At 45.2% G+C, this 15,106-nt stretch carries 16 protein-coding genes; 9 read left to right on the top strand and 7 right to left on the bottom strand.

The annotated features are described in order from the left end of the window. Positions 1-63 precede the first annotated feature (63 nt). The 4 genes from VEA_RS04275 (at position 64) to VEA_RS23110 (ending at position 5,084) form a co-directional block, all read left to right on the top strand. Positions 64-513: a DNA polymerase III subunit chi gene (locus VEA_RS04275; RefSeq protein WP_041853015.1), complete on the top strand. Its 450-nt coding sequence runs from the start codon at positions 64-66 to the stop codon at positions 511-513. 96 nt (positions 514-609) lie between these two features. Then, a complete protein-coding gene (locus VEA_RS04270) occupies positions 610-3,468 on the top strand; it encodes a valine--tRNA ligase (protein ID WP_006742362.1) in 2,859 nt (952 codons plus the stop codon). A 202-nt stretch (positions 3,469-3,670) separates the two neighbouring features. Further along, on the top strand, positions 3,671-4,063 hold the full coding sequence (locus tag VEA_RS04265; protein ID WP_012841386.1) for a DUF2061 domain-containing protein: 393 nt from the start codon (positions 3,671-3,673) through the stop codon (positions 4,061-4,063). 115 nt (positions 4,064-4,178) lie between these two features. After that, positions 4,179-5,084, top strand: a complete 906-nt coding sequence (locus tag VEA_RS23110) for a bifunctional helix-turn-helix transcriptional regulator/GNAT family N-acetyltransferase (protein WP_006742361.1) — start codon at positions 4,179-4,181, stop codon at positions 5,082-5,084. A gap of 19 nt (positions 5,085-5,103) precedes the next feature. On the opposite strand, the gene VEA_RS04255 is transcribed toward VEA_RS23110, so the two are convergent. Together VEA_RS04255 and rraB are read right to left on the bottom strand one after the other, a co-directional pair. After that, entirely contained in the window at positions 5,104-5,904 is an 801-nt protein-coding gene (locus VEA_RS04255; RefSeq protein WP_006742360.1) for a glycosyl hydrolase 2 galactose-binding domain-containing protein, read from the bottom strand. A 166-nt stretch (positions 5,905-6,070) separates the two neighbouring features. Next, positions 6,071-6,484: a ribonuclease E inhibitor RraB gene (rraB, locus tag VEA_RS04250; protein WP_005381081.1), complete on the bottom strand. Its 414-nt coding sequence runs from the start codon at positions 6,482-6,484 to the stop codon at positions 6,071-6,073. Positions 6,485-7,067: 583 nt separating this feature from the next. Between rraB and arcA the strand changes: the two genes are divergently transcribed. From arcA to VEA_RS04220, 5 genes are all read left to right on the top strand, one after another. After that, positions 7,068-8,288 carry an arginine deiminase gene (gene arcA / locus VEA_RS04245; RefSeq protein WP_006742359.1) on the top strand — a complete coding sequence of 407 codons (1,221 nt, stop codon included), beginning with the start codon at positions 7,068-7,070 and terminating at the stop codon, positions 8,286-8,288. A gap of 156 nt (positions 8,289-8,444) precedes the next feature. Beyond that, positions 8,445-9,449, top strand: coding sequence for an ornithine carbamoyltransferase (locus VEA_RS04240; RefSeq protein WP_012841385.1), 1,005 nt, complete (start codon positions 8,445-8,447; stop codon positions 9,447-9,449). Positions 9,450-9,731: 282 nt separating this feature from the next. Further along, entirely contained in the window at positions 9,732-10,661 is a 930-nt protein-coding gene (gene pyrB / locus VEA_RS04230) for an aspartate carbamoyltransferase (protein ID WP_005397473.1), read from the top strand. 15 nt (positions 10,662-10,676) lie between these two features. Continuing rightward, positions 10,677-11,138, top strand: a complete 462-nt coding sequence (gene pyrI / locus VEA_RS04225) for an aspartate carbamoyltransferase regulatory subunit (RefSeq protein ID WP_005381086.1) — start codon at positions 10,677-10,679, stop codon at positions 11,136-11,138. A 128-nt stretch (positions 11,139-11,266) separates the two neighbouring features. Further along, complete coding sequence (locus VEA_RS04220) at positions 11,267-11,656, top strand: RidA family protein (RefSeq protein WP_005381087.1); 390 nt, start codon at positions 11,267-11,269, stop codon at positions 11,654-11,656. Positions 11,657-11,741: 85 nt separating this feature from the next. On the opposite strand, the gene VEA_RS04215 is transcribed toward VEA_RS04220, so the two are convergent. The 5 genes from VEA_RS04215 to mlaC all read right to left on the bottom strand — a co-directional run bounded on the left by VEA_RS04215 (position 11,742) and on the right by mlaC (position 15,105). After that, entirely contained in the window at positions 11,742-12,467 is a 726-nt protein-coding gene (locus VEA_RS04215; RefSeq protein ID WP_005381088.1) for a 1-acylglycerol-3-phosphate O-acyltransferase, read from the bottom strand. A 146-nt stretch (positions 12,468-12,613) separates the two neighbouring features. Continuing rightward, positions 12,614-13,879 carry a UDP-N-acetylglucosamine 1-carboxyvinyltransferase gene (murA, locus tag VEA_RS04210; protein WP_006742356.1) on the bottom strand — a complete coding sequence of 422 codons (1,266 nt, stop codon included), beginning with the start codon at positions 13,877-13,879 and terminating at the stop codon, positions 12,614-12,616. 9 nt (positions 13,880-13,888) lie between these two features. After that, entirely contained in the window at positions 13,889-14,143 is a 255-nt protein-coding gene (ibaG, locus tag VEA_RS04205) for a BolA family iron metabolism protein IbaG (RefSeq protein ID WP_005396230.1), read from the bottom strand. Positions 14,144-14,146: 3 nt separating this feature from the next. Then, positions 14,147-14,467, bottom strand: a complete 321-nt coding sequence (locus VEA_RS04200) for an STAS domain-containing protein (protein ID WP_012841384.1) — start codon at positions 14,465-14,467, stop codon at positions 14,147-14,149. Beyond that, a complete protein-coding gene (mlaC, locus tag VEA_RS04195) occupies positions 14,467-15,105 on the bottom strand; it encodes a phospholipid-binding protein MlaC (RefSeq protein WP_006742355.1) in 639 nt (212 codons plus the stop codon). Before mlaC ends, VEA_RS04200 begins: the two co-directional genes overlap by 1 nt. Position 15,106: the final 1 nt, after the last annotated feature.

The raw sequence follows: 15,106 nt of genomic DNA, 5'->3' as shown, positions 1-15,106 counted from the left end.
TTCTAAAATGAAAATGGGATTTAAGATGGTCTTAGGAAGAGACCCAAGGCAAGTGAGAGAATGATGCAAACTGCAACCTTCTACATCATTAACGAAGAGAGCCCGCAAGCAACGGTGGCTGGCTTTGAAGAGTACATTGTGTTTTTGGCGCAGCACTTTGCCCGCCAAGGCGCTAAAGTGTATTTAAACTGCCAAGACAAACCACACGCCGAGCAGCTCGCTGAAGCCTTTTGGCAAGTTGATGCAGACAAGTTCATGGCACATAACCTCGTAGGCGAGGGACCGAAATACGCCACCAATATTGAGATCGGCCATAACGGTGTAAAGCCGTCTTGGAATCGTCAATTGGTAATTAATTTGGCGGAAAATGAGACAACCTTTGCGAACAAGTTTGCTCAAGTGGTAGACTTCGTGCCCTGCGAAAAAAAAGCTAAACAACTCGCAAGAGAAAGATATAAAATTTACCGTCAAGCAGGTTACCAGCTGCAAACGATCGAAATTCAATATCCTTAACGGTCAATCCTTATAGTTAAGGCGATCTTGTTAAGATCCCTCACTTATAAAGATTGACTAAGATTCAACCATCAACGTATCCATTAAAAGAGCGCTATGGAAAAGACATACAACCCAACTTCAATCGAACAAGCTCTGTATCAGACTTGGGAAGAGAAAGGCTACTTTAAGCCACACGGTGACACTACTAAAGAATCATACAGCATCATGATCCCGCCACCGAACGTCACTGGTAGCCTACACATGGGCCACGCGTTCCAAGATACGATCATGGATACGCTTATCCGTTGTGAACGTATGAAGGGTAAAAACACCCTTTGGCAAGTAGGTACTGACCACGCTGGTATCGCAACTCAGATGGTTGTTGAGCGTAAGATCGCTGCAGAAGAAGGCAAAACAAAACACGATTACGGTCGTGAAGCTTTCATCGACAAAATCTGGGAATGGAAAGGCGAATCTGGCGGCACTATCACTAAGCAGCTTCGTCGTCTTGGCGCATCTGTAGACTGGGATCGTGAGCGCTTTACGATGGACGATGGTCTATCTAACGCCGTTCAAGAAGTATTCATACGTCTATACGAAGACGATCTAATCTACCGCGGTAAGCGTCTGGTTAACTGGGATCCAAAGCTACACACAGCGATTTCAGATCTAGAAGTAGAGAACAAAGACACTAAAGGCAACATGTGGCACTTCCGCTACCCACTAGCAGATGGCGCTAAAACAGCGGATGGCAAAGACTACATCGTTGTTGCAACGACTCGTCCAGAGACCATGCTAGGCGATACGGGTGTTGCAGTTAACCCAGAAGATCCACGTTACAAAGATCTTATCGGTAAAGAAATCATCCTTCCTATCGTTGATCGTCGCATCCCAATCGTGGGCGATGAGCACGCAGATATGGAAAAAGGTACTGGCTGTGTGAAAATCACACCTGCGCACGACTTCAACGACTACGAAGTTGGTAAGCGCCACCAGCTACCAATGATCAACATTCTGACTTTCGACGCGAACATCCGCGACGCAGCAGAAGTATTCAACACTAACGGCGAAGCAAGCGACGCTTACAGCACTGAGCTACCAGCTAAATACCACGGTATGGAGCGTTTTGCCGCTCGTAAAGCTATCGTTGCTGAATTCGACGAGCTAGGCCTACTTGAAGAAGTAAAAGATCACGATCTACAAGTTCCTTACGGCGACCGTGGTGGCGTGGTTATCGAACCAATGCTAACTGACCAATGGTACGTACGTACTGCGCCTCTAGCGAAAACAGCAGTTGAAGCAGTAGAAAACGGCGACATCCAATTCGTTCCTAAGCAATACGAAAACATGTACTTCTCTTGGATGCGTGACGTTCAAGACTGGTGTATCTCTCGTCAGCTATGGTGGGGTCACCGCATCCCAGCTTGGTACGACAACCAAGGTAATGTTTACGTAGGTCGCACTGAAGAAGAAGTTCGCAAGAACAACAACCTAGAGTCAGTAATTGAGCTGCACCAAGACGAAGACGTACTGGATACATGGTTCTCTTCTGCGCTATGGACGTTCGGTACTCAAGGTTGGCCAGAGCAAACTGACGATCTGAAAGTATTCCACCCTTCAGACGTTCTAGTAACTGGTTTCGACATCATCTTCTTCTGGGTTGCGCGCATGATCATGATGACCATGCACTTCGTGAAAGACGAAAATGGCAAACCACAAGTACCATTTAAGACAGTTTACGTTACCGGCCTAATCCGTGACGAAAACGGCGACAAAATGTCGAAGTCGAAAGGTAACGTACTTGACCCAATCGACATGATCGATGGTATCGACCTAGAGTCTCTAGTAGAGAAGCGTTGTGGCAACATGATGCAGCCTCAGCTAGCGAAGAAGATCGAGAAGAACACGCGTAAGACGTTTGAAAACGGTATCGAAGCATACGGTACAGACGCACTGCGTTTCACTCTTGCAGCAATGGCATCAACAGGTCGCGATATCAACTGGGATATGAAGCGTCTTGAAGGTTACCGTAACTTCTGTAACAAACTATGGAACGCAAGCCGTTACGTAATGATGAACACAGAAGAGCAAGATTGTGGTTTTGGTGAAGGTGAGATCGAGTACTCACTAGCAGACAAGTGGATCGAGTCTCAGTTTGAACTCGCAGCGAAAGCGTTCAACAACCATATCGACAACTTCCGTCTAGATATGGCTGCAAACACACTTTACGAATTCATCTGGAACCAATTCTGTGACTGGTACCTAGAGCTAACTAAACCCGTTCTATGGAAAGGTACTGAAGCGCAACAGCGTGGTACTCGCCGTACACTAATCACGGTACTTGAGAAGACGCTACGTCTAGCTCACCCTGTGATTCCTTACATCACAGAAACTATCTGGCAAAGCATCAAGCCACTAGTTGACGGTGTTGAGGGCGAGACAATCATGCTACAAACTCTGCCTCAGTTTGACGAAGCGAACTTCCACCAAGAAGCGCTAGACGACATCGAGTGGGTGAAAGCGTTCATCACTAGCATCCGCAACCTACGTGCTGAGTACGACATCAACCCAGGCAAGCCTCTAGACGTTATGCTGAAAGCAGCGAATGAGAAAGACGCCTCTCGTCTAGAAGCAAGCAAACAAGTATTGATGTCTCTAGCGAAGCTAGAAGCAGTACGCGTGCTTGAAGCTGGCGAAGAAACCCCAGCGTGTGCAACGGCACTGGTTGGCAAGTCTGAGCTGATGATCCCAATGGCGGGTTTGATCGACAAAGATGCAGAGCTTGCTCGTCTAGATGGCGAAATCAAGAAGACGCACGGCGAAATCAAGCGTATCGAAGGCAAACTGGGCAACGAAGGCTTTGTAGCGAAAGCACCTGAAGCGGTTGTTGCTAAAGAGCGTGAGAAGCTTGAAGGCTACAAAGAGACACTAGCTAAGCTAGAAGAGCAGAAGACAACGATCGCCGCACTTTAAGCCTCAGTGAAAGAGAAGAACTAACACTTCTCACTTTGAATCCAAAGGTTGGCCATCATGGTCAACCTTTTTTGTATATCTTTCACCAAAAACCATCATCAATAGCTTTCCCCTATCGCAACAATACTCATCATCCATTAGTATTAATGAGAATTATTATCGATAATAAACTCATCGAAACAAACACGATTGAGTAATTATCATGAAAAAGACACTAACTTTCGCAGCACTGCATTTTACTATCGCATTTAGTGTCGCTTACGTACTCACAGGCGACGTTTTAATTGGTAGTTTAATTGCCATGATTGAGCCTTCAGTGAACACCGTAGCCTTCTACTTTCATGAAAAGGCATGGGCAAAAGTCCCAGCACTTAAAGCTCGTCAGTGGATGACCAAATTAAAAACCGCAAGCTTTGCGACCGTGCACTTCAGCGTCGCTTTTACCGTGGTTTACTTACTAACAGGTGATGCATTTGTCGGCGGCGTAATGGCGATGCTAGAGCCGAGTTTGAATACGGTGGCTTACTACTTCCACGAGAAAGTATGGATGCGTAAATCATCAGCACCGCAGTTTTGTTTACATCACCACGCTTAAACATGGAGGCTCACTACGTCTCCTAACGAGCCAAATGACATTTATCATTGACAAAGTTGCGCACCGCAATTAATTTAATTGCGGTGCGCAACTTTATTTTTAGAGGTAAGTGATAATGAACGCTCGTCAACTCCGACACTACTCCCGTCAAGCCGTCCGATTGCTTGGTATGCTCGATAAACAATGCGGCGATGTCGCTCTTACCCCGGTACAAGCGCACGCATTAGGTGAAATCCAATTGCAGCCATTGACCATCAACCAACTGGCGCAGCAGCTTAGTGTCGACAAGTCCAATGCAAGCCGCACCATTACTGGTTTGATTAAATTAGGTTTGGTTGAGAGCATCGAAAACCCGAAAGATAAACGAAGCCAACTCGTAGTGCTCACAATTCAAGGACAGCAGGCGTTAGCGCAACTAGACCAGCAGCAAAACAGCTTTTTTGAGCAGTTGCTTACACAACTTGATGACTGTGAGCAAGAACAACTCAAACTTGGTCTAGAGACTTACCTAAAAGGGCTAACAAAAGTGTGTCAGGCAGAGGAATACACCCTTCGACCTCTTACCAAAGCAGACAATCCGCAAGTGGCAGACGTAATTCGTAAAGTCTCCGCAGAATACGGCTTAACCGCAGACAGAGGTTATGGTGTGGCCGATCCAACGCTTGATGATATGTATTCGGTGTATAATCAAAACGGGGCCGCCTATTGGGTCATTGAACATCGCGGAGAGATCGTTGGTGGCGGTGGCTTTGCCCCTTTAGCTGGTGAGCCAAATGTGTGTGAGCTGCAAAAGATGTACTTCTTACCTCAAACACGAGGACACGGTTTAGCCAAACGCATCGTCGCATTGAGCTTACAACTGGCGAAACAGCTTGGGTATCAGCAGTGCTATTTAGAGACAACCGAATGTCTAAGAGAGGCGGTAGGCTTGTATGAAAAGCTAGGCTTTGAGCATCTCGATGCCCCGCTTGGACAAACAGGGCATGATGCATGTGAAGTCGTAATGCTTAAGGTACTGTAATAAAAAATATTATCAGACGTTAAAGCACAACATGGGTAACGCAAAGCTCCTGGCTCAATGCAACAGTGAAGTTTTGGCGTTGCCCATCCAATTCAACAGACAACTGATAGAGATCATTTGGATCAGGGTCATTAAGATCAGCATACTTTGGCGCTTCAATCTGAAAGAGTGCACTGGCGTGATCTGCACGAACGTCAATTGGGATATGGTAAGTCATGCCATTAAACTTTACCGCTGCTGACACTAGTCCTGGCGCAAATGTCTGGTAATACAAATCGACCTTAAATTCACACCCGCCACCATGGTGCCAAATCTGCTCGGTTGCCACGCGATCTAAACGCACGTTGCGAATAAACTGCAAGTACGGTTCTTGCCACACGCCCAGTCGCTCATCACTTTTCTTATATTGATGTTCAGAAAGCGGGCACAGCTCTGGCTTATCCTCATCGAATAAAAGATCTTCTTCTTCCTCTAGGAACAATATCTCAAAGCGATTACGCCCCATTTGCATGTATGGGCGAATGTCTTTCTTATACACACTTTGCGAGCCATCACAATCAAACACAGCCACGCCGTTCAAACGTACCTCCGCATGGTAATCAACACCACCCATTACCATTTCCACTGCAGGAAATGCCATCATCGCCTCATCCACTTCAATGTCATGCATCAGGTGCCATTCTTGTTGACGGATCGCTTCCTCCGTCAATTCATCAGGCAGGACCAGACTTAAAGGGGCGGGAAAAGTGATGTCATCCTGTGGAATCGAGAGGTCCGTCAGTGGAGAGACTTGCCATAAACCGGCGAGTGAGAGTTGCATATACACCTTGCGCTAGATCAATTTTCACGCATTATAGGGAGAAATCCCCTATAAACTCAATGTGAATTATTTATCACCTCCACATACATCTGTTGTTGGATGCCATTTTCAAGGTATAAAAAAACCAGCGTTAAACGCTGGTTTTTCTAAAAAAGGTGAGCTTTGATTACTCGTCGTCTTCATCTTCTTCAGGGTAAAGCGCATCTTCGCCTTCGTAGTACGTACCCCAACCGTCATAGATGATGTCGTATTTTTCTGCCAAGTGAATCAATTTTTCAACTTGCGCATCAATCGCTTCTGCGTCTAGTGCGGACTCCATAGTCGCATCACAGCAAAGCAACTTGTTACCATCTTCATCTTCAGTTTCTTCTGCTTCAAGCACTTCAAAGCCCATCTTGAATGCTTCAACTACCGCTTTTTCTAGCGTGTCAAAATCTTCTGCAAACAGGTGGTGCTCAATTTCGTATAGCGAATCTGGATCGCTGCCATCTTCTAGCAATGCTGCAATGATATCGCGAGTCTCTTCCTTTTGAATCTCAATTAATTCTTCTACTGATAGATATTCATCTTCGTGAGACATGTTTTGGCTCCAGATTAGTTACTTGATGGAAACACAATACCCGATACTGAGTATGCTGATCCGGTGAAATATGGCATGGATTGCGATGAAAAGCCACAAACAAACATCATACCACTGCGATTCTTATCGGTTATTTGAATCTAAATATTAAACCGACCACACAAAGAAACAAAAAATTAACAAAGAATGGCATTTTTTAATATTCAGAACATCCTAATTGACACTTAATGTGGTTATTTTCTCTTTCTATGCGTGTTTATGGCGCTTTCTTGAATACACTCACGTGTAAAACGAAGAAGCATAACGAATAAATTCACTTTAATAATGCATAATTTAGAATAAAAATGCACGTTTTATGCACTGTGCGTGTATTCTTTCTCAACGGGAAAATTAGAATAAAAACGCACGCACTCTAATTTTAATAAAATAGCATTTATATCTAATAATAAATTTCATAAGAATCAAAATGAAAATAAAAAACTCACAAAACCAGAAACACCAGAATATAAACAAAGCTTGATAACTTGCATCTTTCTAGGAAGCTTGTCATAACTAATGGCTGGAAAATTTGTAAGGATACAAAATGAGCAAGCTGTACGTTGGATCAGAAGTTGGTCAACTTCGACGAGTTCTATTAAATCGCCCAGAGCGCGCCCTAACCCACTTAACTCCATCAAACTGTCATGAGTTACTGTTTGATGATGTTCTTGCTGTAGAAGCGGCCGGTGAAGAGCACGATGCGTTCGCACGCACGCTACGCGATCAAGATGTAGAAGTGCTTCTCCTCCACGATTTACTGGTCGAAACCCTCGCCGTTCCAGAAGCAAAACAGTGGCTGCTAGATACTCAGATTTCTGACTTTCGTTACGGGCCAACCTTTGCGCGAGACCTACGCCAATATTTTTCAGAAATGGATGATGAACACCTTGCCAGCATCTTTTTAGGTGGCTTAGCTTACTCAGAGCTGCCGATCACCTCATCTTCTATGCTGCCAAAAATGAAGCGTCCGCTGGATTTTGTTATTGAGCCACTACCTAACCACCTATTTACGCGTGATACCTCATGCTGGGTTTATGGTGGTGTATCGCTCAACCCAATGATGATGCCTGCACGCCAACGTGAGACAAACCACTTACGTGCGATTTATCGTTGGCACCCAATTTTTGCTGGCCAAGACTTTATCAAATACTTCGGTGATGATGATCTGCATTATGATAATGCGAATGTCGAAGGCGGTGATGTGTTGGTTATTGGTAAAGGTGCAGTTCTGATCGGTATGTCTGAGCGTACGACCGCGCAAGGCGTAGAGAACCTTGCAGCGAGCCTGTTTAAGGCAGGACAAGCAACCGAAGTGATTGCGATTGATCTGCCTAAACACCGTTCATGCATGCATTTAGACACCGTTATGACCCATATGGATGTGGACACGTTCTCTGTTTACCCAGAGATCATGCGCAAAGATCTCGACACATGGCGCTTAACACCAAAAGGCAATGGTGAAATGCATGTTGAAGCATCTCATAACTACCTACATGCGATTGAATCTGCTCTTGGCTTAGATCAGCTGAAAATCATCACCACGGGTGGTGACAGTTATGAAGCTGAGCGCGAACAATGGAATGACGCCAATAACGTTCTTACCGTAAAACCGGGCGTTGTGATTGGTTACGAACGCAATGTATACACCAACGAAAAATACGACAAAGCTGGTATCAAAGTACTGACAGTCCCAGGTAACGAGCTTGGCCGTGGCCGTGGTGGCGCCCGCTGCATGAGTTGTCCGATAGAGCGAGACGATATATAACCAATTCGTCCTTTTACATTAAATGAATAAAAACTAAGGTTGATGTGAATGCATCAACCTTTTTTAGTTTTATGTAAAAATAATTATTCACAAATAAAGCATTTATATGTTTTAATGCATTCTATTAATTCAATCACACGTACTAAGGGACGAGCTATGGCTTTCAATTTACGTAACCGCAACTTTTTGAAGCTATTGGATTTCTCAACCAAAGAAATCCAGTTCTTGCTCGAACTGTCTGCAGAGCTAAAAAAAGCAAAATATGCAGGAACAGAGCAGAAGACACTTCAAGGTAAAAACATTGCACTCATCTTTGAGAAATCTTCGACTCGTACCCGATGTGCGTTTGAAGTCGCAGCTTTTGATCAAGGCGCTCAAGTCTCTTACATCGGCCCTTCTGGTTCTCAGATTGGCCATAAAGAATCAATGAAAGACACCGCGCGCGTACTTGGCCGCATGTATGATGGCATCGAATACCGCGGTTTTGGCCAATCCATTGTTGAAGAGCTTGGCACTTATGCTGGTGTTCCAGTGTGGAATGGTTTGACTGATGAGTTCCACCCAACCCAAATCCTTGCCGATTTCCTTACCATGCAAGAGCACGGCCGTGGTAAACAGCTGCATGAAATGACCTTCGCTTACCTAGGCGATGCACGCAACAATATGGGCAACTCGCTCATGGTGGGGGCCGCTAAAATGGGCATGGATATTCGCCTTGTCGCGCCAAAAGCGTTCTGGCCTGAAGAAGATCTCGTGGCGACTTGCCAAACTATCGCGCAGCAAACTGGTGCAAAAATCACATTAACTGAAAGCGTGGAGGAAGGCGTGAAGGGTTGTGACTTCCTTTACACCGATGTTTGGGTATCTATGGGTGAGTCTGCCGAGGCATGGGATGAACGTGTAGCGTTAATGACACCATATCAAATCAATATGGACGTGATTAAGCAAACGGGTAATCCACATGTGAAATTCATGCACTGCCTTCCTGCTTTCCACAATGATGAAACCACCGTCGGCAAAGAAGTCGCTGAAAAATACGGCATGAAAGGCCTTGAAGTAACAGAAGAGGTATTTGAATCGGAATACTCCATCGTATTCGACGAAGCTGAAAACCGTATGCACACCATCAAAGCCGTGATGGTTGCGACGCTAGGAAGCTAAACCAGCGCGCAAAAACAGCTGCCAAAAACCATGATGTAATCGCTTGCGCTCACGAAAGTTAAGCGTATAATGCTCGGCAATTTGTCTGAGGATTAAGAAATGACCAAGCTAATTGCCAACATGAAAACGCGATTTGCTCTCGCTAAGCGACTACGCTTACGTGGTGTTATTTTCGTTAATTCTATTGAATTTTAAAACCTCCCCATTTGGGGAGGTTTTTTTATGTCCAAAATTCCTTTCGGCAATTTGGATATAGTCATCAATGTTATAGGGAAGAAGATCATGGCGAACTCGCTTTACCAGAAGCACATCATCTCTATTCCAGAGCTTTCACGTGAAGAGCTGGAACTTATCGTAGAAACAGCAGGCAGCCTTAAAAAAGCACCTCGACCAGAACTGATTAAAAACAAAGTCGTTGCCAGTTGTTTCTTTGAACCATCAACACGTACACGTTTATCGTTTGAAACAGCGATTCAACGCATTGGTGGTGACGTGATTGGCTTTGATAATGATGGTAATACCTCTCTGGCGAAAAAAGGCGAAACACTCGCAGATTCAGTACAGGTCATCTCTTCTTACGTCGATGCCTTTGTAATGCGCCATCCACAAGAAGGCGCCGCTCGCTTGGCCTCTGAATTCTCAAATGGCGTGCCAGTGATCAACGCTGGTGACGGTGCAAACCAACACCCAACTCAAACGCTACTCGACCTATACACCATCGCAGAAACACAAGGGCGTCTAGACAACCTGAACGTCGCATTCGTAGGTGACCTAAAATATGGCCGCACAGTGCACTCACTGACTCAAGCCTTAGCGAAGTTTAATAACATCCGCTTCTTCTTTGTTGCACCAGAAGCATTGGCAATGCCAGATTACATCTGCGAAGAGCTAGACGAAGCTGGCATTCAATATAGCCTGCACACGGACATGGAGAGTGTGATTCCTGAGCTGGATATTCTGTACATGACACGCGTACAGAAAGAACGTTTTGACGAATCGGAATACGCACATATTAAGTCGGCTTACATCCTAACGGCGGCACTACTAGAAGGGGCGCGCGAGAACCTAAAAGTACTCCACCCCCTCCCTCGCGTGGATGAAATCACAACCGATGTTGATAAAACGCCTCATGCTTACTTCTTCCAGCAAGCTCAAAATGGCGTATACGCTCGCCAAGCACTGTTGGCGCTTGTTCTAAACGAAACACTGTAATCGAGGAGAAAACCCATGGCTAAAGAAACTCAATTGCAGGTAGAAGCAATCAAAAATGGCACAGTCATCGACCACATCCCTGCGCAAATCGGCATCAAAGTATTAAGACTGTTCGATATGCACAATTCATCACAGCGCGTTACGATTGGTCTGAACTTGCCATCATCGGCACTCGGTCATAAAGATCTACTGAAAATAGAAAATGTGTTTATTAATGAAGAGCAAGCGAGCAAGTTGGCGCTGTATGCTCCTCACGCGACCGTGAACCAAATCGAAAACTATGAAGTGGTGAAAAAGCTCGCGTTAGAGCTTCCAGAGCGCATCAATGATGTCTTCGAATGCCCAAATTCAAACTGTATTTCTCACAATGAGCCAGTAGAAAGCAGCTTTAGCGTATTCGAAAAGAAACAAGAAATCCGCCTAAAGTGTAAGTACTGCGAGAAAGTGTTCTCACGTGAGATCGTAACCGAACGATAAACACACCGTACGACTGGGCGTGATACGTTTAAAATACCCCGCAATGCCGGGGTATTTTACTCTTTACCTACCACGGGTTTAGAGGCAAACTGAGAATCTCTATTCCCTACAACTGATGGAAAAATCAAATGACGAAAGTACTTCACACTGAATCTGCACCAGCAGCAATCGGTCCTTACGTTCAAGGCGTAGATCTAGGTAACATGGTTCTTACTTCAGGCCAAATCCCAGTAAACCCAGCGACAGGTGAAGTGTCTGCTGATATCGCAGAACAAGCTCGTCAGTCTCTAGAAAACGTAAAGGCTGTAGTTGAATCTTCAGGTCTTAAAGTATCTGATATTGTAAAGCTAACGGTTTTTGTTAAAGACCTAAATGACTTTGGCACAGTGAACGAAGTTTACGGCAAGTTCTTTGATGAGCACGGCGTAGCAAACTACCCTGCACGCTCTTGTGTAGAAGTGGCTCGCCTACCAAAAGATGTTGGCATCGAGATTGAAGCAATCGCTGTTCGCAAATAATTGCACTTGCTGACAAACATAAAAAAACGGGTAGCTCAGGCTACCCGTTTTTTATTGTCTTTTCGTGATGATATCGCAGTAAAACTTAAGCAGCGTTGCGCTGTTTGACTTCTTCATCTAACGATTCAAGCTTCTCTTTCATCTGTTCACGACAGATATTCGCTAACTCGCGAATGCCCTCTTTACCATAGCCTTCAGTGCTGATTGGAGGTAGCATTTCAACAATCACATGACCATTGTTCCAACGGTTCAGCTTAATTTTATTCGTCGAGCTACATACGATAGGAATGATTGGCACACCTGCACCAATTGCCGCATGAAAAGCACCTGTTTTGAATGGCAGCAAACCACGTCCACGAGAACGCGTGCCTTCAGGGAACATCCACACCGAAACATCACTTTCTTTCATGCTGCTCACTACCTGATCGATAGTACCTTTTGCTTTCGAGCGATTCGCTCTGTCAATCAGGATGTTACCCGTAAGCCAGTAAAGCTGACCAAACAGTGGCATCCAAGCCAAGCTCTTTTTACCTACTGTCACAACTTTCGGGGTCACAGCAGCAGAAACAGTAAACATGTCCCAGTTGTTCTGGTGGTTAGCAATGTAAACATGTTGTCCGCGTGAATACGCATCTTCAGGGATACGCAGCTCTAACTTAATCCCAAATACACGAGACATCTTGGCAAACAAGCGGCCAAAAGTGAAAACGTGCTTAGGGTTTCGGGGGCTTAACAGGCAGTAACCACAACCACCAATAAACATAACAATCGCAAAGATAGCGACAGCAAATACACGTAACAGTGCAATCATTCTTGTTCTCCAGGAACCGGCTTTTGCCAGATACAGCTATTAATTTCTCTCTTTCCATAAAGGATAACTATGGTCATGAGAGTGATATAAAAAAGCCGAAACTCAGGTTTCGGCTCTCTTGATATCCAAGTTACCTGCGGTGCAGTTTAACTTGCCTCGCTCACTCGCTCAATATTTGCGCCAAGTGCAGCCAGTTTATTTTCGATTTTGTCGTAACCGCGGTCGATATGGTAAATACGATCAACGATGGTTTCGCCTTTAGCAATACAGCCCGCAATTACCAAACTAGCCGAAGCTCGTAGGTCGGTTGCCATCACTTGCGCACCACTTAATGACTCAACATCACCACAGATAACGGTGTTGCCTTCAATCTCGGCTTTCGCGCCCATACGCATGAGTTCTGGTACGTGCATAAAGCGGTTTTCAAAGATAGTCTCAGTGATCACGCCGCCGCCTTTCGCCATCATGTTTAGTAGCGTAAATTGCGCTTGCATATCGGTCGGGAAGCCTGGATGCGGCGCTGTACGTACACTCACTGCTTTCAGCTCGCGAGCAGTCATATCAACTGAAATCCAATCTTCACCCGTTTCGACAAGCGCGCCAGCTTCTTCTAGCTTGGCTAAAACCGCTTCAAGCAAATGAGCGTTAGTGTTACGACATACTACTTTACCACCAGATACCGCGGCAGCGACAAGGAATGTTCCTGTCTCAATACGGTCGGCAACTACGTTGTGTTTACAACCACCTAGGCGCTCAACACCTTCAATCGTGATCGTATCTGTACCTGCACCAGAAATTTTTGCACCAAGCTTATTTAGGAAATCCGCGGTGTCTACAATTTCAGGTTCACGCGCCGCGTTGTCTAGCGTTGTAGTGCCTTCAGCAAGTGCTGCAGCACACATGATGGTGATCGTCGCGCCTACGCTGACTTTATCCATCACGATGTGCGCACCTTTTAGACGACCATCAACCTCAGCTTTAACGTAACCATCTTCAAGCGTAATCGTTGCGCCAAGCTGCTCTAGGCCAGAAATATGCAGATCAACAGGACGAGCACCGATAGCACAACCGCCAGGTAGAGAAACCTGACCTTGACCAAATCGCGCTACGAGCGGGCCCAAAGCCCAAATAGAAGCACGCATGGTTTTCACCAAATCATACGGTGCGCAGTATTCAGTAATGCGACTTGGATCGACGTGAACAGAACCATTACGGCTTACTTTCGCGCCTAAACGCTTAAGCAGTTCCATGGTTGTATCGATATCACGAAGGTGTGGCACGTTTGCCACTTCTACAGGCTCTTCCGCCAAGATAGACGCAAATAAAATCGGCAGTGCTGCGTTTTTTGCACCGGAAATGGTCACTTCACCAACGAGTGGTTTATCTGACCCAATAACTCGAAACTTTTCCATCAATAAACCTTAAAGCGACATCAGTTTCTTATCACGAGCCCACTCTTCTGGTGTGAACGCTTTAATTGATAATGCGTGAATGTCGTTACGCTGGATGTATTCCATCAGAGGACCATAAATTAACTGCTGCTTCTTAACGCGGCTCATTCCATCGAAACAAGCATCAACAGCAACCACCTCATAGTGGCTACCTTCACCTTTTACATGCACTTCTTGAAGGTTTAGTGCTTCTTCTAATAACTGTTGTACTTTTGCGCTATCCACAATTTACCCCTGATAATTCTGTATGTGTTTGGCCACTAAAGATTCAACATTGCTCAGTTGAAACAAAGTGCGCAGTTGCGCCGGCACGAAACTGAGCATTATATGACAGTTTTGCTTTTTTGCATTCTCTAATAAGTGGATTAACATCACCATTCCTGCAGAGTCGACGCGCTCTATCTCTTTTAACGAGCATTCCAGCTCAGCTTGAGCTGGTTGCCATTGCTGAGCATACGCCCACAATGAGGGCACTGTATCTCTATCAAGTGCCCCTGTTAGCTTAAGAATGTTTTGATCTAATTGCCACTGAGCGGGAGTCTGGGCCATTATTTCTTCGCCTCAAAGCGAACCGGCTCCGCAGCTAATTTTTCTAGATCTTTCGCGACAGATAAAATGCCTTCTTGACGAATTTTGCTATTCCATTCTGACTGTTTGCTAGAGAGTAAACTGATACCTTCCGCAATCATATCGAACGCTTCCCACTCACCAGATTTGTTGTCTTTACGCAATTTGAACTCTAGCTTGATGTTTGGACGCGGCGTATCGATGATATCAACTTTAATGCTGGTGATACGCTTAGAGTCATCAATACTAGGCTCAGGACCAAATTCAATTTTCTGGTCACTGTATTGCGTTAGCACTTGGGCATATGAAGCAATTAAATACGCGCGAAATGCATCGATAAACTCAAGTACGTCTTCACGTTTCGCTCCTTTTAGGTTTGGACCTAGGAGCTTTAACCCAGCATAGCGGTAGTTGACGTAAGGCATTAGCTCTTCTTCAACAATCACCTTGAGTAAATCTGGGTCTTGTTTGATTTTCGGCTGCTCGGCTTTTAATCTTTCGAACGTGACTTCAGCCACTTGCTTCATCATCTTATAAGGTTCAGTTTTATCCACTTCTGCTGCACTTGTACCAAACGCGCTAAACACAGCACAAACTGAAAGTAATAATCTCGCTAACATA

This window comes from Vibrio antiquarius (genome assembly GCF_000024825.1).
Classification (GTDB): domain Bacteria; phylum Pseudomonadota; class Gammaproteobacteria; order Enterobacterales; family Vibrionaceae; genus Vibrio; species Vibrio diabolicus.
Note: the sequence above shows the minus strand (reverse complement) of the source record. Positions and strands in the feature narration are given on the sequence as shown.

What these genes read in the sequence shown, in the direction of transcription:
- VEA_RS04215 (WP_005381088.1), bottom strand. Translation starts at nt 12,467, where the DNA reads ATGATTGCACTGTTACGTGTATTTGCTGTCGCTATCTTTGCGATTGTT.
- pyrB (WP_005397473.1), top strand. Translation starts at nt 9,732, where the DNA reads ATGGCGAACTCGCTTTACCAGAAGCACATCATCTCTATTCCAGAGCTT.
- murA (WP_006742356.1), bottom strand. Translation starts at nt 13,879, where the DNA reads ATGGAAAAGTTTCGAGTTATTGGGTCAGATAAACCACTCGTTGGTGAA.
- arcA (WP_006742359.1), top strand. Translation starts at nt 7,068, where the DNA reads ATGAGCAAGCTGTACGTTGGATCAGAAGTTGGTCAACTTCGACGAGTT.
- VEA_RS04200 (WP_012841384.1), bottom strand. Translation starts at nt 14,467, where the DNA reads ATGGCCCAGACTCCCGCTCAGTGGCAATTAGATCAAAACATTCTTAAG.
- VEA_RS04265 (WP_012841386.1), top strand. Translation starts at nt 3,671, where the DNA reads ATGAAAAAGACACTAACTTTCGCAGCACTGCATTTTACTATCGCATTT.
- rraB (WP_005381081.1), bottom strand. Translation starts at nt 6,484, where the DNA reads ATGTCTCACGAAGATGAATATCTATCAGTAGAAGAATTAATTGAGATT.
- VEA_RS23110 (WP_006742361.1), top strand. Translation starts at nt 4,179, where the DNA reads ATGAACGCTCGTCAACTCCGACACTACTCCCGTCAAGCCGTCCGATTG.
- VEA_RS04240 (WP_012841385.1), top strand. Translation starts at nt 8,445, where the DNA reads ATGGCTTTCAATTTACGTAACCGCAACTTTTTGAAGCTATTGGATTTC.
- VEA_RS04275 (WP_041853015.1), top strand. Translation starts at nt 64, where the DNA reads ATGCAAACTGCAACCTTCTACATCATTAACGAAGAGAGCCCGCAAGCA.
- VEA_RS04270 (WP_006742362.1), top strand. Translation starts at nt 610, where the DNA reads ATGGAAAAGACATACAACCCAACTTCAATCGAACAAGCTCTGTATCAG.
- VEA_RS04255 (WP_006742360.1), bottom strand. Translation starts at nt 5,904, where the DNA reads ATGCAACTCTCACTCGCCGGTTTATGGCAAGTCTCTCCACTGACGGAC.
- pyrI (WP_005381086.1), top strand. Translation starts at nt 10,677, where the DNA reads ATGGCTAAAGAAACTCAATTGCAGGTAGAAGCAATCAAAAATGGCACA.
- mlaC (WP_006742355.1), bottom strand. Translation starts at nt 15,105, where the DNA reads ATGTTAGCGAGATTATTACTTTCAGTTTGTGCTGTGTTTAGCGCGTTT.
- VEA_RS04220 (WP_005381087.1), top strand. Translation starts at nt 11,267, where the DNA reads ATGACGAAAGTACTTCACACTGAATCTGCACCAGCAGCAATCGGTCCT.